This is a genomic window from Pseudomonas sp. 05N433 (genome assembly GCF_056396925.1).
Map to the genome: position 1 here is coordinate 1 of NZ_JBFTML010000030.1, position 19,920 is coordinate 19,920.

Annotated in this window: 19 protein-coding genes; 5 read left to right on the top strand and 14 right to left on the bottom strand. The window is 60.6% G+C overall.

The window, feature by feature from the left end; genetic code table 11:
* Positions 1 to 311: 311 nt before the first annotated feature.
* Complete coding sequence (locus AC1DIS_RS16745; RefSeq protein ID WP_477744508.1) at positions 312 to 3,383, bottom strand: efflux RND transporter permease subunit; 3,072 nt, start codon at positions 3,381 to 3,383, stop codon at positions 312 to 314.
* 6 nt (positions 3,384 to 3,389) lie between these two features.
* Entirely contained in the window at positions 3,390 to 4,490 is a 1,101-nt protein-coding gene (locus AC1DIS_RS16750; RefSeq protein WP_019581601.1) for an efflux RND transporter periplasmic adaptor subunit, read from the bottom strand.
* A 94-nt stretch (positions 4,491 to 4,584) separates the two neighbouring features.
* On the opposite strand from AC1DIS_RS16750, the gene AC1DIS_RS16755 reads away from it, so the two are divergent.
* On the top strand, positions 4,585 to 5,229 hold the full coding sequence (locus AC1DIS_RS16755; protein ID WP_018926667.1) for a TetR/AcrR family transcriptional regulator: 645 nt from the start codon (positions 4,585 to 4,587) through the stop codon (positions 5,227 to 5,229).
* A 64-nt stretch (positions 5,230 to 5,293) separates the two neighbouring features.
* Here AC1DIS_RS16755 and AC1DIS_RS16760 read toward each other — a convergent pair whose 3' ends face one another.
* A complete protein-coding gene (locus tag AC1DIS_RS16760) occupies positions 5,294 to 6,076 on the bottom strand; it encodes a class I SAM-dependent methyltransferase (RefSeq protein ID WP_477744507.1) in 783 nt (260 codons plus the stop codon).
* A gap of 93 nt (positions 6,077 to 6,169) precedes the next feature.
* Here AC1DIS_RS16760 and AC1DIS_RS16765 point away from each other — a divergent pair, with 93 nt between their 5' ends.
* Positions 6,170 to 6,790: a hypothetical protein gene (locus AC1DIS_RS16765; RefSeq protein WP_018926669.1), complete on the top strand. Its 621-nt coding sequence runs from the start codon at positions 6,170 to 6,172 to the stop codon at positions 6,788 to 6,790.
* A gap of 35 nt (positions 6,791 to 6,825) precedes the next feature.
* Here the strand turns inward: AC1DIS_RS16765 and AC1DIS_RS16770 are convergent, their stop codons facing one another.
* The 6 genes from AC1DIS_RS16770 to ppc form a co-directional block, all read right to left on the bottom strand.
* Positions 6,826 to 7,647 carry an isocitrate lyase/PEP mutase family protein gene (locus AC1DIS_RS16770; RefSeq protein WP_086946358.1) on the bottom strand — a complete coding sequence of 274 codons (822 nt, stop codon included), beginning with the start codon at positions 7,645 to 7,647 and terminating at the stop codon, positions 6,826 to 6,828.
* Between the two features lie 31 nt (positions 7,648 to 7,678).
* Positions 7,679 to 8,539: a DUF72 domain-containing protein gene (locus AC1DIS_RS16775; RefSeq protein WP_138867658.1), complete on the bottom strand. Its 861-nt coding sequence runs from the start codon at positions 8,537 to 8,539 to the stop codon at positions 7,679 to 7,681.
* Complete coding sequence (locus AC1DIS_RS16780) at positions 8,536 to 8,841, bottom strand: hypothetical protein (RefSeq protein WP_018926672.1); 306 nt, start codon at positions 8,839 to 8,841, stop codon at positions 8,536 to 8,538. The genes AC1DIS_RS16775 and AC1DIS_RS16780 overlap by 4 nt, the downstream gene beginning before the upstream one ends.
* A 278-nt stretch (positions 8,842 to 9,119) precedes the next feature.
* Positions 9,120 to 9,794 (bottom strand): tRNA (adenosine(37)-N6)-threonylcarbamoyltransferase complex dimerization subunit type 1 TsaB, encoded by a 675-nt coding sequence (gene tsaB / locus AC1DIS_RS16785; protein WP_477744506.1) that lies wholly within the window; start codon positions 9,792 to 9,794, stop codon positions 9,120 to 9,122.
* Between the two features lie 93 nt (positions 9,795 to 9,887).
* Positions 9,888 to 10,535, bottom strand: a complete 648-nt coding sequence (adk, locus tag AC1DIS_RS16790; RefSeq protein ID WP_018926674.1) for an adenylate kinase — start codon at positions 10,533 to 10,535, stop codon at positions 9,888 to 9,890.
* 303 nt (positions 10,536 to 10,838) lie between these two features.
* On the bottom strand, positions 10,839 to 13,469 hold the full coding sequence (ppc, locus tag AC1DIS_RS16795) for a phosphoenolpyruvate carboxylase (protein WP_477780981.1): 2,631 nt from the start codon (positions 13,467 to 13,469) through the stop codon (positions 10,839 to 10,841).
* Between the two features lie 235 nt (positions 13,470 to 13,704).
* Here ppc and AC1DIS_RS16800 point away from each other — a divergent pair, with 235 nt between their 5' ends.
* From AC1DIS_RS16800 to lptF, 3 genes are all read left to right on the top strand, one after another.
* Positions 13,705 to 14,049 carry a hypothetical protein gene (locus tag AC1DIS_RS16800; RefSeq protein ID WP_018926676.1) on the top strand — a complete coding sequence of 115 codons (345 nt, stop codon included), beginning with the start codon at positions 13,705 to 13,707 and terminating at the stop codon, positions 14,047 to 14,049.
* A gap of 287 nt (positions 14,050 to 14,336) precedes the next feature.
* Positions 14,337 to 14,735, top strand: a complete 399-nt coding sequence (locus AC1DIS_RS16805; RefSeq protein WP_018926677.1) for a DUF4398 domain-containing protein — start codon at positions 14,337 to 14,339, stop codon at positions 14,733 to 14,735.
* Positions 14,736 to 14,791: 56 nt separating this feature from the next.
* Positions 14,792 to 15,580: a lipotoxin F family OmpA-related lipoprotein LptF gene (gene lptF, locus AC1DIS_RS16810; protein WP_064616253.1), complete on the top strand. Its 789-nt coding sequence runs from the start codon at positions 14,792 to 14,794 to the stop codon at positions 15,578 to 15,580.
* Positions 15,581 to 15,834: 254 nt separating this feature from the next.
* Here the strand turns inward: lptF and AC1DIS_RS16815 are convergent, their stop codons facing one another.
* The 5 genes from AC1DIS_RS16815 to AC1DIS_RS16835 all read right to left on the bottom strand — a co-directional run bounded on the left by AC1DIS_RS16815 (position 15,835) and on the right by AC1DIS_RS16835 (position 19,861).
* Positions 15,835 to 16,164, bottom strand: coding sequence for a PA3694 family proteiin (locus AC1DIS_RS16815; RefSeq protein WP_007940182.1), 330 nt, complete (start codon positions 16,162 to 16,164; stop codon positions 15,835 to 15,837).
* Positions 16,161 to 17,075, bottom strand: a complete 915-nt coding sequence (locus AC1DIS_RS16820; RefSeq protein ID WP_007940179.1) for an alpha/beta hydrolase — start codon at positions 17,073 to 17,075, stop codon at positions 16,161 to 16,163. Before AC1DIS_RS16820 ends, AC1DIS_RS16815 begins: the two co-directional genes overlap by 4 nt.
* Positions 17,076 to 17,205: 130 nt before the next feature.
* Positions 17,206 to 18,456 (bottom strand): flavohemoglobin expression-modulating QEGLA motif protein, encoded by a 1,251-nt coding sequence (locus tag AC1DIS_RS16825; protein WP_172901247.1) that lies wholly within the window; start codon positions 18,454 to 18,456, stop codon positions 17,206 to 17,208.
* Positions 18,457 to 18,519: 63 nt separating this feature from the next.
* Positions 18,520 to 19,074, bottom strand: a complete 555-nt coding sequence (locus AC1DIS_RS16830; RefSeq protein ID WP_064616250.1) for a hypothetical protein — start codon at positions 19,072 to 19,074, stop codon at positions 18,520 to 18,522.
* A 70-nt stretch (positions 19,075 to 19,144) separates the two neighbouring features.
* A complete protein-coding gene (locus AC1DIS_RS16835; protein WP_064616248.1) occupies positions 19,145 to 19,861 on the bottom strand; it encodes a TetR/AcrR family transcriptional regulator in 717 nt (238 codons plus the stop codon).
* Positions 19,862 to 19,920: the final 59 nt, after the last annotated feature.

Sequence of the window (19,920 nt, forward strand, 5' to 3'; positions counted from 1 at the left end):
CCCTTCGGGAGGCTGAGTGGAGGTGTTCATCTGGGGATTGGCGCGCAGCGCCGTTCGACGCAGTCGAACACATCGCATGTAGGTTGAAGCGAAGCCAACCGTAGGGCGATGCCCCCAGATGGATACCGGAGCGAAGGAACCCCGAGCCTTAGCGAGGGGCCGGACGCTTGGGGCGAGCGTTTTTTGCTTCCTTTTTTAGGCGCTTGTAAAAAAGGGAGTCGCCGTAAGGGCGAAACCATAAGCCGCCGTTACCGCAGAAATGGATATGTACACCACCAACAAGAACATGGTCGGCCCGAAGGCCGCCAAGATCAAACCGGTTCTTTTTTCACTCTGAACCAAGCCGCATACAACGCCGGCAAGAACAGCAACGTCAACGCCGTAGCCACAATCAGCCCGCCCATGATCGCCACCGCCATCGGCCCGAAAAACACACTGCGCGATAATGGAATCATCGCCAGCACCGCCGCCAGCGCGGTCAACACAATCGGCCGGAAACGTCGCACCGTCGCCTCGATGATCGCCTGCCAGGGCTTGAGCCCGGCAGCGATGTCCTGCTCGATCTGATCCACCAGAATCACCGAGTTACGCATGATCATCCCGGACAGCGCGATGGTCCCGAGCATGGCGACGAAACCGAACGGCTGACGGAACACCATCAGGAACAGCGTCACCCCGATCAACCCCAGCGGCGCTGTCAGAAACACCATGGCAGTGCGTGAGAAACTGCGCAGTTGCAGCATCAGCAACGTCAGCACCACCACGATGAACAGCGGCACGCCGGCCTTCACCGAGTTCTGCCCACGGGCCGAGTCTTCCACCGTACCGCCGACTTCCAGCAGATAGCCGTCCGGCAGTTCGGCGCGGATCGGATCGAGGGTCGGCATGATTTGCTGCACCAGTGTCGCCGGTTGTTCCTTGCCGTAGATGTCGGCGCGAACCGTCACGTTGGGCAGACGGTTACGGTGCCAGATGATGCCTTCTTCGAAGCCGTATTCCAGCGTGGCAATCTGCGACAGCGCCACGCTGCGACCGTTGTCGGTCGGCACGGCCAGGCTCGGCAGCAATGCCAGTTCAGTGCGCTCATGCACCGTGCCGCGCAGCAGGATCTCGATCAATTCGTTGTCTTCGCGGTACTGACTGACACTGGAGCCGGTCAGCGAGCTTCGCAGGAACCCCGAGAGGTTCGCCGTGCTCACGCCCAGCGCCCGCGCGCGATTCTGATCGACGTTCAGGTACACGACTTTGCTCGGCTCTTCCCAATCCAGATGCACGTTGGCCACGTGTGGGTTCTCGCGAACCTTGGCCGCGACTTTACGCGCCAGGGCGCGGACGTCCGCAATGTTCTCACCGGTGACCCGGAACTGCACCGGATAGCCAACCGGCGGGCCGTTTTCCAGACGCGTGACCCGCGAGCGCAGGGCCGGGAATTGTTCATTGAGGGTTTCGATCAGCCAAGTGCGCAGGGCTTCGCGGTCTTCGATGGTTTTGGCCAGGACAACAAATTGCGCAAAGCTTGCAGCCGGAAGTTGCTGGTCCAGCGGCAGGTAGAAACGCGGCGAACCGGTGCCGACATAAGCCACATAGTTGTCGATCCCGGCGTGATCCTTGAGCAGGCCTTCGAGACGCTTGACCTCCTCGGCGGTGTTGCTCAGGGAGGCACCTTCGGCGAGTTTCAGATCAACCATCAATTCCAGTCGCCCCGATGCCGGGAAGAACTGCTGCGGCACGAAACGGAACAGCACCACGGACGCGACGAACATCACGATGGTCAGCACGATCACCGTTTTGCGTCGGCGCACGCACCACTCCACCAGCCGTCTGACGCGCTGATAGAACGGCGTGCCGTAAGGGTCGGGTTGGCCGTCGCCAGTGCCGTGTTTGGCGGCGTGAATTTTCGCCAGGTCCGGCAGAAGTTTCTCCCCCAGATAAGGCACAAAAACCACGGCGGCCACCCACGACGCCAGTAGCGCGATGGTCACCACCTGGAAGATCGAGCGGGTGTACTCGCCGGTGCCCGATTGCGCGGTGGCGATCGGCAGGAAACCGGCGGCGGTGATCAACGTACCGGTGAGCATCGGGAACGCGGTGCTGGTCCAGGCATAGCTGGCGGCCTTGATCCGGTCGAAGCCCTGCTCCATTTTGATCGCCATCATTTCCACGGCGATGATCGCATCATCCACCAGCAAGCCCAGCGCCAGCACCAGCGCGCCGAGGGAAATCTTGTGCAGGCCTATCCCTAAGTAATACATGCAGGCGAACGTCATCGCCAACACCAGCGGTATCGCCAGCGCTACGACCATGCCGGTGCGCACGCCGAGGGAGAAGAAGCTCACCAGCAACACAATCGCCAGGGCCTCCACCAGCACCTGAACGAACTCGCCCACACCGGTTTTCACCGCGGCGGGTTGATCGGAGACTTTGCGCAACTGCATGCCAGCCGGCAGGTTTTGCTGAATCCGGGCGAACTCGATTTCCAGCGCCTTGCCCAATACCAGAATATCGCCACCGTCCTTCATGGCCACCGCCAGACCGATGGCGTCTTCAGCCATGAAGCGCATGCGCGGCGCCGGTGGATCGTTGAAGCCACGACGAACGTCCGCCACATCACCGATGCGGAACGTGCGATCTGCAACGCGGATCGGGAAGTTCTTGATCTCGTCGACCGTCTGAAAATTCCCCGAGACCCGTAGCTGCAAACGCTCGCTGGTGGTTTCGAAGAAGCCTGCGGTGGACATCGCGTTCTGTTCTTCAAGCGCCTGCTGCACCGCCGCCAGCGGCACCCCGAGGGTGGCCAGTTTAACGTTGGAGAGTTCGATCCAGACCTTCTCGTCCTGCAACCCGAGCAGGTCGACCTTGCCCACATCCTTGACCCGTTGCAGCTGGATCTGGATGCGGTCGGCGTAATCCTTGAGCACTGCGTAATCAAAGCCCTCGCCGGTCAGGGCGTAGATGTTGCCGAACGTGGTGCCGAATTCATCGTTGAAAAACGGGCCCTGGATACCCGGTGGCAGGGTCTGGCGAATATCGCCGATCTTCTTGCGGACCTGATACCAGAGGTCCGGGATATCCACCGAATGCATGGAATCGCGCGCCATGAACGTCACCTGGGACTCGCCCGGGCGGGAGAACGAGGTGATCCGTTCGTACTCCCCGGTTTCCATCAGTTTCTTTTCAATACGCTCGGTGACCTGGCGCGAAACTTCCTCGGCCGTGGCCCCCGGCCAGTTGGTACGAATTACCATGGCCTTGAAGGTGAACGGCGGGTCTTCGCTTTGGCCAAGCTTGGTGTAGGACAACGCCCCGACCACAGCCAGCAGGAGCATCAGGAACAGTACGATCTGGCGGTTACGCAGCGCCCATTCGGATAGATTGAAACCCATCGGGGATTACTCCTTGTGCGCCAGATTGACCACGCGATTGGAGCGATCCACCGGGCGCACTTGCTGCCCGTCGTGAAGCACATGAACACCGGCCGCCACCACCCAGTCGCTGGCGTTCAGTCCCTCGAGCACCGGCACGGTTTTCTCGCCAAATGCACCGACCCGCACCGGGACTTTTTTCAAGGTGTTGTTGGCGCCGACCACCCACACGTAGGTGGCGCCGTTTTCTGCGGTGAGGGCCGACAGCGGCACTGACAACGGCACCACTTCGGCAGTCTGGATGAACACCCGGGCGCTCTGGCCGAGTTCGGCGGGAACCTTGCCGGCGGTAAAAGCGATACGGGCGGCAAAAGTGCGGGATTTGGGATCGGCGGCAGGCGACAACTCACGGATCTGCCCAGGGAAACGCTGATCGGGTTGGGTCCAGAGCTCCACCGAGACCGGCTGACCGACCTTGAAGCGGCCGAAGCTCTGCTCCGGCAGGCTGATCAACACTTCGCGCTCGCCATCGGTGGCCAGGGTAAACACGGTTTGCCCGGCCGCCACCACTTGCCCGACTTCAACCGCGCGCTTGGCCACCACGCCATCCTGCGGCGCACGCAGCACCGCGTAACTGGCCTGATTGGTCGAAACGTTGAATTCGGCTTTGATTTGCTTGAGGCGGGCCTCACCGGAGCGATAGAGGTTTTCCGCGTTGTCGTACTGCGAACGGCTGACCATCTGCCGCTCCATCAGGGTCTTGTAGCGATCACGCTCGGCGCGCACCAGGTTCAGATTGGCTTCGGCAGCCGCGACCTGGGCACGGGTGGCTTCCAGTTGCAGGCGCACGTCCTGAGGATCGAGTTCCGCCAGGGGTTGGTCAGCCTTGACCCGCTGCCCTTCTTCGACCAGTCGTCGGCTGACTTTGCCGCCAATCCGGAAGGCAAGGTCCGGCTCATAACGCGCGCGAACTTCGCCGGGATAGCTTTCCATTGCCTGGGCCGAGGGCTCTGGCTGCACCACCATGGCCGGGCGCACGCTGACCGGAGGGGCTTCTTCATGGCCACATGCCGACAATAGAAAAGCCAGACTGACCGGCAACGCGAGGGGCAAGGCAAAGCGCAGCATGGTGAACGACCTTTCGCTAATGGGGCTTGAAATAATTATACTGACCAGTATGTTATTAATAGCAAACTCACCAGTCCAGTATTAAAAGCGAAGAATGTCAGACAATCTTTCCACCCCCAGCGGTCCGGGCCGTCCCAAGGATCTGGCCAAGCGCCGGGCAATCCTCGACGCGGCGAAAATCCTGTTTTTGAGTAAGGGATACGCCAACACCAGCATGGATGCCGTAGCGACTGAGGCCGGCGTGTCGAAGCTGACGGTCTACAGCCATTTCAACGACAAGGAGACGCTGTTCTCTTCCGCTGTCGTGGCCAAATGCGAGGAGCAATTGCCTCCGCTGGTTTTTGAATTGCCGGACGGCGTCGCCGTGGAAACCGTGCTGCTGAACATCGCACACGGCTTTCATCAACTGATCAACAGCGACGAATCGGTGAACCTGCACCGGCTGATGATGACGCTGGGCAGCCAGGACCCGAAACTCGCACAGATCTTCTTCGAGGCCGGGCCGGAACGCGTGCTGCACGGCATGGAGCGTTTGCTGAGCAAGATCGATCAGAGTGGCGTGTTGAGCATCGACAAACCGCGCAATGCCGCCGAGCACTTCTTCTGCCTGCTCAAGGGCGCGGGGAATTTCCGCTTGCTGTATGGCTGCGGCGAACCGGTAACCGGGGATGCGGCCGAAGCCCATGTGCAGGAAGTGGTGGGATTGTTTATGCGGGCGTATCGGCCGGAGTCGGCCTGATAGATATTTGGCGTGATGATCGTCCCCACGCTGCGTGGGAACGATCAGTGAAGGCGACTCGATCTTAAGACTTGAGCGCTTTCTTCGGATAAATGTCATACCGGCTGGACTTGCCGTCCAGCGCATGGCTTGGCTTCGGCCCATCGATGCACGGCGCCTTGCGCGGGCGTTTGACCACCACCCGGTGGCTGGCCAGGGCTAAGGCCGCTGCGAGCAGGGCCGGCGCATCCGGATCATCGCCGACCAGCGGCCGGAACAGGCGCATTTCCTTCTTCACCAACGCGGTTTTCTCTCGATGGGGAAACATCGGGTCGAGGTAGATCACCTGCGGCGGCTCGCCTTCCCAGTTGCGCATCACCTCGATCGAATTGCCCTTGAGCAAACGCATACGCGCCACGATCGGCGCTACGTCGAAATCTTCCGCGCCGCGTGCCAGACCATCTTCAAGCAAGGCGCCGATCAGCGGCTGGCGCTCGATCAGGCTCATCTCGCAGCCCAGGCTGGCCAGCACGAACGCGTCCTTGCCCAGCCCGGCCGTGGCGTCCAGCACCCGTGGCCGCACGCCTTGGGCGATGCCGACCGCCTTGGCGATCATCTGACCGCTGCCGCCGCCGTACAACCGACGATGGGCCGCGCCACCCTCGACGAAGTCGACCCGCACCGGCCCCGGTGCATCCGGCCCCAGTTGTTGCAGTTGCAAACCCTGCTCACCCACCTGCAAGGCAAACTCGCCGTCATCCACCTGCAACGGCAAACCCAGGCGCTCGGCCCATTGCTCGGCCTGTGGCTGGAACGTCGCGCCCAAGGCTTCGACATGGATGCGGCAGGCCGCAGGTTGCTCAATCATGGGAAAACACGCTCAAAAAATTAATGATCGGCAAAAACGGCCGATAACCAAACTATCGAGCATTTTGCCAGAGCTGAGCGTCGACCGAGAAAAATGTCAGGCATTCAACGCACATCGATAGGTTACATCTCGCCCCACGGCGATTTTGGCCTGCGAAACTCCCAAGCACTGAGCGGCGTCAGTCACCTGTGGCAAGATTTTTTTGCCCAGGCCCTGGCCGATCAGTCGGGCGATGTGGTGCCGGCGTCTCTGGACTTCCCGCCGGTCGATCTCGACAGCCCGGTCGAACCGACCGTCGGCAGCGAGCTGCTGGCGCACATCATTTCCCAGCGCGAATGTGATGTGAAAGAAACCGAAGTCCGTCCGCCGGAGCCATTGTTCCTGCCGATTGCCGAGTTCGAAATGGACCTGGCCGATAAACCGTTCCCACCGTTCCCGCCGGAAGAAATCGTCGCGCAACAGAAACAGCAGGACTTCGAAAGCGGCTGGGTTCGCCCGATCGTGCTCACCGCCGGCCAACCGCTGCCCGAGCCTGGTGCCGCGCCGCAACCGCGTCCGCTGCACTTGCCAATCGCCGAGTTCGAACTCGACCTGCTGGACAAGCCATTCCCGCCGTTCTCACCGCAAGAGTTGGTGGAACAGCAGAAACAACTCGATTTCGATAACGGCTGGGCGCGCCCGATCGTTCTGCAGAACCTGCGCATCGCCGCATAACCCCTCAGCGGCCCAACCATCACGGCCCGACCTCGTCAGCCTTTGAAGAATTGATTGGCCTTCTGGAACGGCATCGACCGGGAAGTGAAGCCAAAGGTCCCGTGTTGCTGGATTTCCTCGGCCGCGCGCAAGAACTCGCCATACGCTGCCAAAGCCAGGGCTGAACCGACGCTGATGCGTTTGACGCCCATTTCGCTCAACTGCGCTACCGTCAGCTTGAGCCCGCCGGACATCAACACATTCACCGGTTTCGGTGCCACGGCGCGAACCACCGCCAAGACCTCTTCGGCATTGCGCAGGCCTGGGGCGTAAAGCACGTCCGCGCCGGCCTCGGCGAATGCCTGCAAACGGCGAATGGTGTCGTCGAGGTCAGGATTGCCGTGCAAATAGTTCTCGGCACGCGCCGTCAACGTGAAGGGGAAAGGCAAACTGCGCGCTGCTGCGACAGCGGCTTCGATACGCGCCACGGCATGCTCGAAGCAGTAGATCGGACCGTCTTCACGCCCGGTGGCATCCTCGATCGAACCGCCTACGGCACCGGCCTGAGCGGCCCGCAGAATACTTTGGGCGCACTCGGCAGGAGCGTCGGCAAAGCCGTTTTCGAGATCTACCGCGACCGGCAAATCAGTGGCCGCAACAATCGCCTCAACGTTTGCCAGGGTATCGTCGAGCGTCAGCCCACCATCAGGACGGCCCCGGGAAAAGGCATAACCGGCGCTGGTGGTTGCCAGTGCCTCGAAGCCCAGGCTGGCAAGCATTTTCGCTGAGCCGGCGTCCCAGGGGTTGGGAATGACAAAGGCGCCCTCGCGTTCGTGCAGTGCTTTGAACGCCTGGGCTCGAAGGGTTTGCGCATCCATTGGCAGACTCCTGAAAAAGGGAAAACCCGCTTCAGAGCAAACCAAGTTGCTCGGCGGCGGGTTCTCTGTATAGCTCAGGCAGCGGCGGCAAGCCAGGCAAACGCTGCATCAGTTGTGCGTGAAAACGTTGTGCCAGTTTCGCCGCCAGCAGGTTATCGGCGGTGTGCAGAAAGATATACGGCGTGCGGCCCTCTTCGATCCAGACGGCGATTTTCTCGACCCATGGCACCAGGAACGGATCGTTGGCTTCCAGTTCGGGGTGGCCGATGAAACGCACCTGTGGAAACTGAGTGAACGCCGCAGGGCGAGGCGGCACCCTGGGCTTTTTCGATTGGGCGTGGAGTACCGAAGGATCGGTCGAGGTGCAGCTGAACAGCGCGCGCGGATCGAGGCAGATGCGCTCGACGCCACGATCCAGCAGCAGGCGATTGAGCATTCGCTCGGCATCGCCCTTGGCAAAGAACTCGTCATGCCGCACTTCGACCGCCAACGGCCGGTCCACCGCATCAATAAAACCGGCCAGTTCCGACAGTCGTTGCGGGGTGAAGCTTTTGGACAATTGCAGCCACAATGGCGAAACCCGCTCCCCCAGAGGGCTGAGCAATTGCAGGAAAGTTTCTGTGGCGGTCAATTGTTCGCGCAGGTCACCGCTGTGGCTGATATCGCCGGGGAATTTGGCGGTGAAGCGAAAGTGTTCGGGCATGGTCTCGGCCCAGCGCTGCACGGTGGCGGCAGCCGGGCTCGCGTAGAAGGTCGTATTGCCTTCCACGGCGTTGAACACTTGAGAATAAAGATCAAGAAACTCGGCGGGCCTGGCGTCCTGTGGATACAAGTAGTCGCGCCAGGCGTTTTCGCTCCAGGACGGGCAGCCGAGGTAATAAGGCAGCATCAGATGTACAGGTCGAGACCCAGCACATCCGCATCCCAGTCGACAAAAGTGGCCGTGCTCAGGTAACTGGCCAGTGCCATCGCCACGCTTTTGCTCATGGCGCGGTGATAAATCATGTCTTGTTGACGCGCGGGAAGATTGCTCAGGCGTTGCGCGGAGGCTTTGGCGGCGCGGGCGGCCAATTGCTCTTCGGTAGGGAATTCCAGCTCGCCGTCGACATCGACGGAGTCATCCTCAGACACATGGCCTTTACGAGGCTTGCGCTTGATTGGGTAGGACTGGGAGGAAACGCCGTCTATACGCATAAGTGCATGCTCGGTATCGATGATGGCAGTTTAGTGGCGCATTACCCACTTCGCAAACCGCCGAGTGATAACTAGAACACAGAAAAGCGAAAAGGTTTAAAAGCGGCGGGCAGAAACTGATGATTAGCTGCGGTTGGAACACTTTGTGGCGAGGGAGCTTGCTCCCGCTGGGCTGCGAAGCTGCCCCCCACGCGCAGTCAGATACATCGCGCCGTCAGGTTCTACGGCTGCTCCGCAGCCGAACGGGAGCAAGCTCCCTCGCCACAGGACCGTGTGGATTAACGCGCTTTAGGGGTCGCGACTTTATCGCGCAAATACACCGGCTGCGCCTGATCGGCCATGATCGCTTCACCGCGTTCCCAGGCGAAACGCGCCAGGGTCAGCAAATCTTCGGCGTGGGGCAGCATGCTCGCGTCCTGGCCGCTCAGGTTCACTGCAATACGCTCGGCATAACCCCAACCGGTGCCCGCGCCGAACCACTCGCCGCTGGCATCGACCGGCAACGCGGCGGCTTCCGGTGGCAATACCGCTTCGTTGCCCACCAGCCGCATCTCCCCCGCCGTTTCGCGGTAGCAGCCCCAATACACCTCATCCATACGCGCATCGATGGCTGCCGCGACCTGGCTGACGCCGTGTTCGCGATAAGCCCGCTGGGCGAGCACCGCGAGGTTGGAGACCGGCAACACCGGACGGTCCAGCGCAAACGCCAGCCCTTGCACCACGCCAATGGCGATCCGCACACCGGTAAACGCGCCCGGCCCACGACCGAACGCAATGGCGTCGACCGCTTGCAGCGTGGTCCCGGCATCGGCCAGCAGTTGCTGAATCATCGGCAACAGCTTCTGCGCATGCAGGCGCGGGATCACCTCGTAATGGCTCGTGACCTTGCCGTCATGCAGCAAGGCAACGGAGCAAGCTTCAGTCGCGGTGTCCAGGGCCAGCAAGGTGCTCATCGATGTATCCGTAAGAGAGGTCAGAAAAAGTGCGCCAGTATAAACAACTACGGCCCGCAAGCGGGCCGTAGAAGATGAAGCCGATCAGACTTTTCAGCTCAGTGCTTCAAGCACCTTGCCGGTAATCGTTTCAACCGAGCCGACACCCGGAATATGGCTGTACTTCGGCTTGCCCTGAGCAGCGGCCAGGCCTTGGTAGAACTCCACCAGAGGTTTGGTCTGGGAGTGGTAGACCGACAGGCGATGACGCACGGTTTCTTCGGTGTCGTCCTTGCGCTGCACCAGCTCTTCACCGGTGATGTCGTCTTTACCGGCGATTTTCGGCGGGTTGTACACGGTGTGGTACACGCGGCCGCTGGCCTCGTGAACGCGACGACCGGCGATACGCTGAACGATCTCTTCGTCATCGACGGCGATTTCGACCACGTTGTCCAGTTCCACGCCAGCTTCTACCAACGCTTCAGCTTGCGGAATGGTGCGCGGGAAACCGTCGAACAGGAAACCGTTGGCACAGTCAGGCTGCGCAATACGGTCCTTGACCAAAGCGATGATCAGATCGTCGGAGACCAGACCACCGGCATCCATGATGCTTTTGGCTTTGATGCCCAGCTCGGTGCCGGCTTTTACAGCAGCACGCAGCATGTCACCGGTAGAGATTTGCGGAATGCCGAACTTTTCGGTGATGAACTTAGCCTGAGTACCTTTACCGGCCCCGGGAGCTCCCAGCAGAATGACGCGCATTAGATGTGCTCCTCAATTTTTTATTTAGAATTACTTAAACAAAACAAAGGATTCGCCTCGTAGGGCCAATCTCAAAAAATAGGGTCGTGACCGCCCAAACGGCCAAAGGCTGATCAAGATACACAGCAGGCCCTGCCCACACAAGCCGCCGAAAGTCGGAGAAACCTGCGCAGGACGTGCCCTTTCGAAGGGGTACCCCAAGTCGCAACCCCGTCATTAACTGTCGCCTGACAGACCTTCTCAACCGCTCGCCGACAGGCACTCGACGCTCGCGCCAGGTGCCTGTTCCCTATGACGAAAACCTTAGCCGGTATTTCGCAAACCGGCGGCAATCCCCGCCACAGACACCAGCAACGCCTGTTCTACCGGGCTGCCCTGCGCTTCATCCTGCTGCCGCGAACGGGCCAACAGTTCGGCCTGCAATAGATGCAGCGGGTCGAGGTAGGTGTTGCGCAGGCGGATGAATTCAAGGGTGTCTGGGCTATGTGCCAGTAGCTGGGACTGACCCGTCAGCCCCAGGACCACCGCACAGGCCTGCGACAATAGGTCGCGTAAATGCGCACCCAAAGGGAGCAGATCCGGCTCGACCAGGCGCTCGTCGTAAGACTGGGCGATATCGGCGTCGGCCTTGGCCAGCACCATTTCCAGCATATCGATGCGGGTGCGGAAGAACGGCCATTGCTCGCGCATCTGCCCCAGCAGCTCCCCTTCGCCGCGCTCCAGCGCCTTGCTCAGCGCCGTTTCCCAGCCGAGCCAGGCCGGCAACATCAGGCGCGTCTGGGTCCAGCCGAAAATCCACGGAATGGCGCGCAGGCTTTCGATGCCGCCGGCGCGGCGCTTGGCCGGGCGGCTGCCCAACGGTAAGCGCCCCAACTCCTGCTCCGGGGTGGACTGGCGGAAATACTCGACGAACTGCGGATTTTCCCGCACCACGGCGCGGTAAGCCTTGACCCCATCGGCGGCCAGTTCGTCCATCAAATGGCGCCAGGCAGGCGTAGGAGGTGGTGGCGGCAGCAAGGTCGCTTCCAGCACCGCCGCCAGGTACAGATTGAGGTTTTGCTCCGCGATGTCCGGCAGGCCGAATTTGAAACGAATCATTTCCCCCTGCTCGGTGGTGCGGAAACGCCCCGCCACCGACCCCGGCGGCTGCGACAGAATCGCTGCGTGCGCCGGGCCGCCACCACGGCCCACGGTGCCGCCACGGCCGTGGAACAACAGCAGCTCCACTTGTTGCTCCCGGCAAATATCCACCAGACGCTCCTGCGCCCGATACTGCGCCCAGGCCGCCGCCGTAGTGCCGGCGTCCTTGGCCGAGTCGGAATAACCGATCATCACTTCCTGCGGCCCTTGCAGGCGCGAGCGATAACCCGGCAGCAACAACAGCTTTTCGATCACCGGGCCCGCGTTATCGAGGTCGGCGAGGGTTTCGAACAGCGGCACCACGCGCATCGGCCGCAACACGCCGGATTCCTTGAGCAGCAACTGCACGGCCAGCACGTCGGAAGCGGCGCCAGCCATGGAAATCACATACGAGCCGAGGGAAGCCCCCGGCGCGGCAGCGATTTCCCGGCACGTCGCCAGCACTTCGGCGGTGTCGGCAGACGGCTTGAAGTAGGCCGGCAGCAACGGCCGGCGATTGTTCAGTTCGCGCATCAGGAAGGCGATGCGCTCCTCTTCGTTCCAGTCCTCATAACGACCCAGGCCGAGGTAATCGGTGATTTCGGTCATGGCTGCGGTGTGGCGCGAGGAGTCCTGTCGCACATCGAGGCGCACCAGAAACAGCCCGAACGTCACCGCTCGGCGCAGGCAGTCGAGCAACGGGCCATCGGCGATAACGCCCATGCCGCATTCATGCAGCGAGTGGTAACACAGCTCCAACGGGTCCAGCAGGTCGCGGTTGTTTTGCAGCACATCGGCGGACGCCGGCGTGGTGGCCGTCAGGGAGGCCTGGGCCCAATTACGGGTTGCGCGCAGGCGCTCACGCAGCTGTTTGAGTACCGCGCGGTAAGGCTCGGCGCTGTCGCCAGCCTTGGCTTTCAGGGCGTCGCTGGCCTGTTGCATCGACAATTCGGCGGCGAGGTGATCGACATCGCGCACATACAAATCGGCAGCCATCCAGCGAGCCAGCAACAATACTTCGCGGGTCACGGCGGCGGTGACGTTGGGGTTACCGTCACGGTCGCCGCCCATCCACGAGGCGAAGCGAATCGGTGCGGCCTCCAGCGGCAGATGCAGGCCAGTGGCGGCATGCAGGGCCTGGTCGGCTTTGCGCAAATAGTTGGGAATCGCCTGCCACAACGAATGCTCGATCACCGCAAAGCCCCACTTGGCTTCGTCTACAGGTGTCGGGCGGGTGCGGCGGATTTCTTCGGTGTGCCAGGCTTCGGCGATCAGGCGCTGCAAGGTGGTCTTGATCTGCTCGCGCTCGGCGCTGGTCAGGTCGCGATGATCCAGGGCCGCCAGTTGCGCGGCGATCGCGTCGTATTTCTGGATCAGTGTGCGTCGCGCCACTTCGGTGGGGTGCGCCGTCAATACCAGCTCGATGTCCACCCGCCCCAATTGCCGGGCCAGGGATTCGGCGTCATGCCCCGCAGCCAACAGGCGAGTGAGCAGCTCCGGCAACACCCGGGCCTCGAACGRCGCGGGTTGTGACTCTTCGCGGCGGTGAATCAGCTGATATTGCTCGGCGATATTGGCCAGGTTGAGGAACTGGTTGAACGCCCGCGCCACCGGCAGCAATTCGTCCTCGCTCAACTGGTTGAGGCTGGCGCTGAGTTCGGCATCCATCGAACCGCGACGGTCGGCCTTGGCGCCTTTGCGGATTTGCTCGATCTTGTCGATAAAGCCATCCCCGTACTGCTCGCGAATGGTGTTGCCCAATAGCTCACCCAACAGGTGAACGTCCTCGCGCAAGCGTGCATCAATATCGGTCATCAGCAGTTCTCCAGCGAAAATCCGGGCGGCTATGCTTTAGATGTTAGAGGCTTTGAAATAGAAGCCTTGTCATTAGAGAGTGCCGTTGTAAAGCGGTTCTTACAAGCAGACGGCAAGGGGCCGTCAAACTTCAAGCCTTGCAGCTAGTCTCAACACAAGCCGTACAACGGCTTACCACCGGCCACCGCCGGACACTCACCCGGCCTGCCATGAGCAGGTGCGTAATGAGGTCATTATGAAAATCCGCGAGCTCGCCAAGCACTGGGAAGAAAACGCCAAGGGTCGCCTGACCGACACTGGCTATACGATTCGTCTGGACGTGGAAGCCGCCGCACGGCTGGCGGCGATTATCGATATGTACCCCAAACGGCACCCTGAAGAACTGCTCGGAGAATTGATCGGCGCCGCCCTGGAAGAGCTCGAAGCGAGCTTTCCGTATGTGAAAGGGTCAACGGTGGTCGCCACCGATGAAGAAGGCGACCCGCTGTACGAAGACGTCGGTCCAACCCCGCGTTTTCTCGCCTTGTCCCGTCGTCACTTGCACGATTTGTCGACCGAAAACGACAAGCCAAAACACTGATTTGCGCGTCTTGCTCCCCTTCCAGAAATACGTATTTCCTGGCCCGTGCAGGGCCGGAAATCCCCCTGCGCACGACTAAAGTTCCCGATTTAGAGCCTTGTCCGTCAGCTCAAAGTTTTTTCGGGCGAAAGGCCATTTTCTCTGAACTTTTAAAAAACGCCTCGGGTCAACCCAGTAACCACGCCTGGGACGGCCGTTTCAAAATGCTCTGGAAATCGAAGGTTGCGGCTCCTTGCCCAGGATGGATTCAGATGTATTTCAGGAGTTATCCAACGGAGTTGAAAACCATGAAGACCAGCACTGCTTCATCCTCGTCCACCCACCTGCGCGGTCTCAAACTGGCGGCCCTGGCCATCGGCAGCAGTTTGGTTCTGGCCGGATGCGCCGGCAACCCGCCCACCGAGCAATACGCCGTGACTCAATCGACCGTGAACAGTGCCGTCAGCGCCGGAGGCACCGAATTCGCCGCGGTGGAAATGAAGTCCGCTCAGGACAAGCTCAAACAAGCCGAAATCGCCATGCACGACAAAAAGTATGACGAAGCCAAAATGCTCGCCGAACAGGCCGAGTGGGACGCCCGAGTGGCAGAACGCAAAGCCCAGGCGATGAAAGCCGAACAGGCTGTAAAGGACTCACAGAAAGGTGTTCAGGAACTGCGTCAGGAAAGTCAGCGCACCGTGCAGTGAGCGCGCATCCCGATTTTCAGGCCTGACACTTTTATCGATAGAAAGGACGAACCGTTATGCGCAAACAACTGATGATACCCGCCCTCCTGGCCGCAAGCATTGCACTGGCTGCCTGCGCCACACCGCCCAACACCAACCTGGAGCAAGCCCGTACCAACTACGCCGGCCTGCAAGCCAACCCGCAAGCCAGCAAAGTCGCGGCACTGGAAACCAAAGACGCCAGCGATTACCTGGACAAGGCCGACAAGGCTTATCAGGACAAGGAAGACCAGAACAAGGTCGACCAACTGGCTTACCTGACCAACCAGCGCGTTGAAGTGGCCAAGCAGACCATCGCCCTGCGCACCGCGGAAAATAACCTGAAAAACGCCGCGGCTCAGCGAGCCCAGGCGCGTCTGGATGCCCGCGACCAGCAGATCAAACAATTGCAGGCCAGCCTCAACGCCAAACAGACCGATCGCGGCACGCTGGTAACGTTCGGTGACGTGCTGTTCGCCACCAACAAGGCCGACCTGAAACCCAGCGGCTTGGTGAACATCAACAAACTGGCGCAGTTCCTTCAGGAAAACCCCGACCGTAAAGTGATTGTCGAAGGCTACACCGACAGCACCGGCGCGGCGTCGTACAACCAGTCGCTGTCCGAGCGCCGCGCGACCTCGGTGCAAGTGGCCCTGATCAAGATGGGTGTCGACCCGGCGCGCATCGTGGTCCAGGGTTATGGCAAGGAATACCCGGTGGCCGAAAACACCAGCGTCTCCGGCCGTGCGATGAACCGTCGGGTGGAAGTGACCATTTCCAACGACAACCAGCCGGTGATACCGCGTTCGGCTGTCAGCTCGAACTAAGTTTCACCTGCTGAAACACAAAAGCCCCGCCTGATCGGATCAGGCGGGGCTTCTTATTGATCGAACACTTGTCTTGGGGCCAAGCAACCCTGTGGCGAGGGGGCTTGCCCCCGTTCGGCTGCGAAGCAGTCGTGAAACCATCCCGCAAGGTGTACCTGACAAAACGCGAATGCAGGTTTTAGGGCCGCTTCGCGACCCAACGGGGGCAAGCCCCCTCGCCACAAGGGTTCATCATTGCCAATGGAGGTGGGATTTTACTGTTCGAGTTTTTGCGGGGTTTCCTGGCCCATGCAGCGCACGGCTTTTTTCTTGTTGTTGACCAGTACGCCGGTCAGGCCTTTCTGTTCGGTATCAAACATCACCAGTACGCCATCGATGCACTGCGCCACTTGCGCGGCCGGTTCCAGGGAGATTTTGTAGTCTTCGCCCGGCACGGTCTTGAGCATGGTGAAGTCGCTGAGCAGCAACGCATCCTCAGGTTTGGCGAAGTGCAGGTAGCCGTACCACCACAGGGCCCCGACGGTGCCGAGGATGCTGCAAATACCGGTGATGATCAGCGGGATGGCGTTACGTTCTTCACTCATTGCGGACTCTCTGGTGGTTCATCTTCAGAATTCGGGGGTGCCGGGTAATTCGGAATTTCACCCAGGCGGCGCAGGCCGTTGAAATGCTGCGGGTCTTCGAGGTAACGCAGCATGACTTTTCGCCAGACCGGGTCGGCGAAGGTTTGCACATGACCGCCCCGGGTCAGTTGCAGCACTCGCGGCGGCGGCGCAGCTTGATACAGTCGGATGCCGTTGGAAAGGGGCACCAGCTGATCATCGATACTGTGATAGATCAGTTTCGGTACACCATTGAGCTGCGTCATGGAACGGATCGCGCTATCGCCATCCGGCACCAGCCAGGACAACGGCACCTGGAACGGCCAGGTCATCCAGGAGGTGCTGAGGGCGAAACGCCCGACATCGCGGTAGCTGGCAGGCACGCCATCGAGCACGAAAGCCTTGAGTTGCCGCTGGCGCTCGGGATGCTGGGCCAGGTAATGCACGGCCATCGAACCGCCAAGGCTCTGACCGAGAAGGATCAACGGCTTGCCCTTGACCTCCGGCGCCTGGTCGAGCCATGTGAAGGCGGCGTCGATGTCCTGATAAATCTCCGGCAACGCCGGCTTACCTTCGGACAATCCGTACCCGCGATAGTCCACCAGCAACACCTGATAGCCCTGCTTCGGCAACCACCAGCTCGCGCCCAGATGCCACGCCAGGTTGCCGCCGTTACCGTGCAGATGCAGCACAGTGCCTTTGACTTCGACGCCTTTTTTCGCCGGCAGCCACCAGCCATGCAGCTTGAGGCCGTCGGCAGTGGTCAGGGTGACGTCGCGATAGTCGAGCTTGGCTTTTTCCGGGGTGAACGGCTGGCCGGGCTCGGGGTAGAACAGCAAAGAGCTGCAACCGCCGAGGGCCAGGAGCAGGCAGAAGATGCCGAGGATTCTCATCCGGTGAAGCCTCAATGTGGGTGATCGTTCCCATGCTCCGCGTGGGAGTGCATACCGTGACGCTCTGCGTCACAGTGGACGCGAAGCGTCCATGGCGGCATTCCCACGCAGAGCGTGGGAATGATCTGAATCAAAGGATATTGGAGTAATCCGCTTCGATCCGGTCCAGGCTCAGGTGGTTGAGGAAGTTGGAGAAGCACATCCACGCCGACAACGCGTTCATGTCGCGGAACTGCTCGGGCAGGTACTTGGGCGGCACCACCAGGCCTTCGTCCACCAATTGGCGCAAGGTCCGCATGTCCTCCAGCGTAGTCTTGCCGCAGAACAACAGCGGTATCTGCTCCAGCTTGCCTTTGCGCACGGCCAACTGAATGTAGTTGTAAATCATGATAAAGCCCTTGAGGTAGGACAAGTCTTTGGTAAATGGCAGACCATTCGGCACCGAGCCGCGGAACACCCGACTGGCATTGCCGTAGCTTTCGGCCATTTCAAAGCCCTGAGCCCGGAAGAACTCAAAGATCTGCAAGAAGTCCGCGCCCTCCTCCACCATATGAATGGCGCGGGTGCGGTTGGTCAGTTTGCGCAAGCGGCTCGGGTAGGAGGCGAAGGTGATGATTTCCATCAGGATCGCCAGGCCCTCCTGAGTCACGGTGGACGACGGCGGGCCCTTGGACAGGAACGTACAGATCGGCTGATTCAGGCCGTTGAGGGTGGTGCCCACATGCACCAGCCCTTCATGGACTTCCAGCGCACGCACGTCGCGATTGTTGAACATCGCGTCGGTGCGGATCTTGATGTAGTCGGCGCCGGCCGCCGCGTCGGCGACGATCCCGTCGGACTCGAACACCCGGATGGTTTCCTCGTTTTCGCCAAACACCTTGTTCAACCGATGTTGCAGCAGGTCGACGGCTTCCTTGGCGGTGAGGACTTTCGGTTCGTCCTTGAGGTCGCCACGGCCGTCGATGTTGTTCAGGTAATCGGAGAGCATCAGCCCCAGGTCGGCCAGGGTCGGGTCGCCGGCGTGAAACGCATCGGACGCCGCGCCGTACAACTCCTGGGAAATCAACCCGAAATCCTCGGTGCCGCGCGCTTCAAGCATGCGCACCACCATGCGGTATTCCTTGCACATGCGGCGCATGATCTGCCCGACCGGGTTGAACTGGCCAAGTTGCCGAGTGATGTCGCGCTCGATGTTCTGGAACTCCAGCTTCACTTTGCTGGAGTCGAACGACAGCGGTCGATTGAGGTAGTAGTCGCGGTCCACGGCCGGCATTTCCTTGCCCTTGCCCTTGAGGAACCCCTTGCGAATACTGTCATCCCACTTGACCGCATCCAGAATGCGAATCGGCGTCTGCGCCAGCACTATGCGATCGGACAACATGCGTATCGTCTGCTGGTATTCGTCCACCCGAGACTCCTGTAGTAAAGCTGTTACGTGCTGGGTTTATTTGGTTTTGGCCAGGCGCTGATAGCGTACCGCTTCGACGAAGACATCGGAATTGGCCGGGTCGTCGAGGTAGGCGAATACCTGATCCAGGCTGTTGTTGATCAACACCCCATCGCCATCTTCAGTCTGAAAGCCTTCGCCACTGAGGGCTTCTTGCCCCATGGCCTGTCTGATCTGCTCAAGGTCGAGGTTGTAGACCACCAGTTCGTGCTTATCGTTGAGCTCGAAACCGGCGATGGTGAAATGCCCGCCGAACTGCGCCGGCACCTTCGCCGACAGATACCAGCGATTGCCATGGCGCGACACCGTGAAAGGATAGGCTTCGCGCTCATGGGGTTTGGCCTTGAAGTAGCTGACCGCCTGGTAGTGATTGTCGCCGACGCGTGTCAGTTCCAGGTTCATCGGCTCGCCCCAGGCATTGGTGCTGGCCCATTTGCCGAGCAACCCTTTGGGCGCGGACTCGCTGGCGGGCAGCGACTCCTTGAAGGTCACCAGGCAGCCACTGAGCAGCAGGAACGACAAGGCGATCACCACGACACGCCAGGCTTTCATTCAACACTCCCTATCGACACACGATGCCCCCTACTGGCCACTCTCCCACAGGGTTGAGTCCCACAAGGGGTTACACCGACGCCAGTACCAGGTGCATGTAGCGGGTCAGGATGCCGAGCATTTCCTCTTCGGCAACAGGCTCGGCATCGTTGAGCAGGCCCTGATATTCCATCCGTCCGACAATCGCCGTCAACACTTTGGCATCTTGTTGTGGCTCGCGGGAACCCAATACTTCGAAAAGCTGGCAGGTGCCCTGCAAGAGAATTTGTTGATGGGAACGCACCAACAACGCCAGACGCGGGTTGAGCAACGCTTCCTGGCGGAAGGCTTGCTCGGCCATCAGGTGCTCGCGGCGATTGATCAATTGCCGATGAACATAGTCAGCCATCAGCCGTGCGATATCGTCCGCCAGCTGTGAGCGCGACTCGGCGGTGCCATCACTGCTGACAACCATCTCGCGCAACAGGCCTTCGTTGCTGGCCCACAACCGGGCCATGTATGCCGCGCTGCGCTCCACGTATTGGGCGAAGGTATCGGTGAGCAGGTCATCGATGTCCTTGAAATAGTAAGTGGTGGCCGACAGCGGCACACAGGCCTCGGCTGCCACCGCACGGTGCCGCACGGCCCGCACGCCATCGCGCACGACAATGCGCATCGCCGCGTCGAGAATGTCCTGTCGACGCTGTTCGCTGCCCTGTCGGCTGGCCTTGCGGCCCTGGTACTGAACACTTTCAGCGACCGCAGTGGCGATATCCGCTGCACCTTCTTGAGCAATTGCACGATTCACGACAGGTATTCCTCTCTAACGTCAAAAGTAACCAATTGATACGTTTGTACCAGACAGGC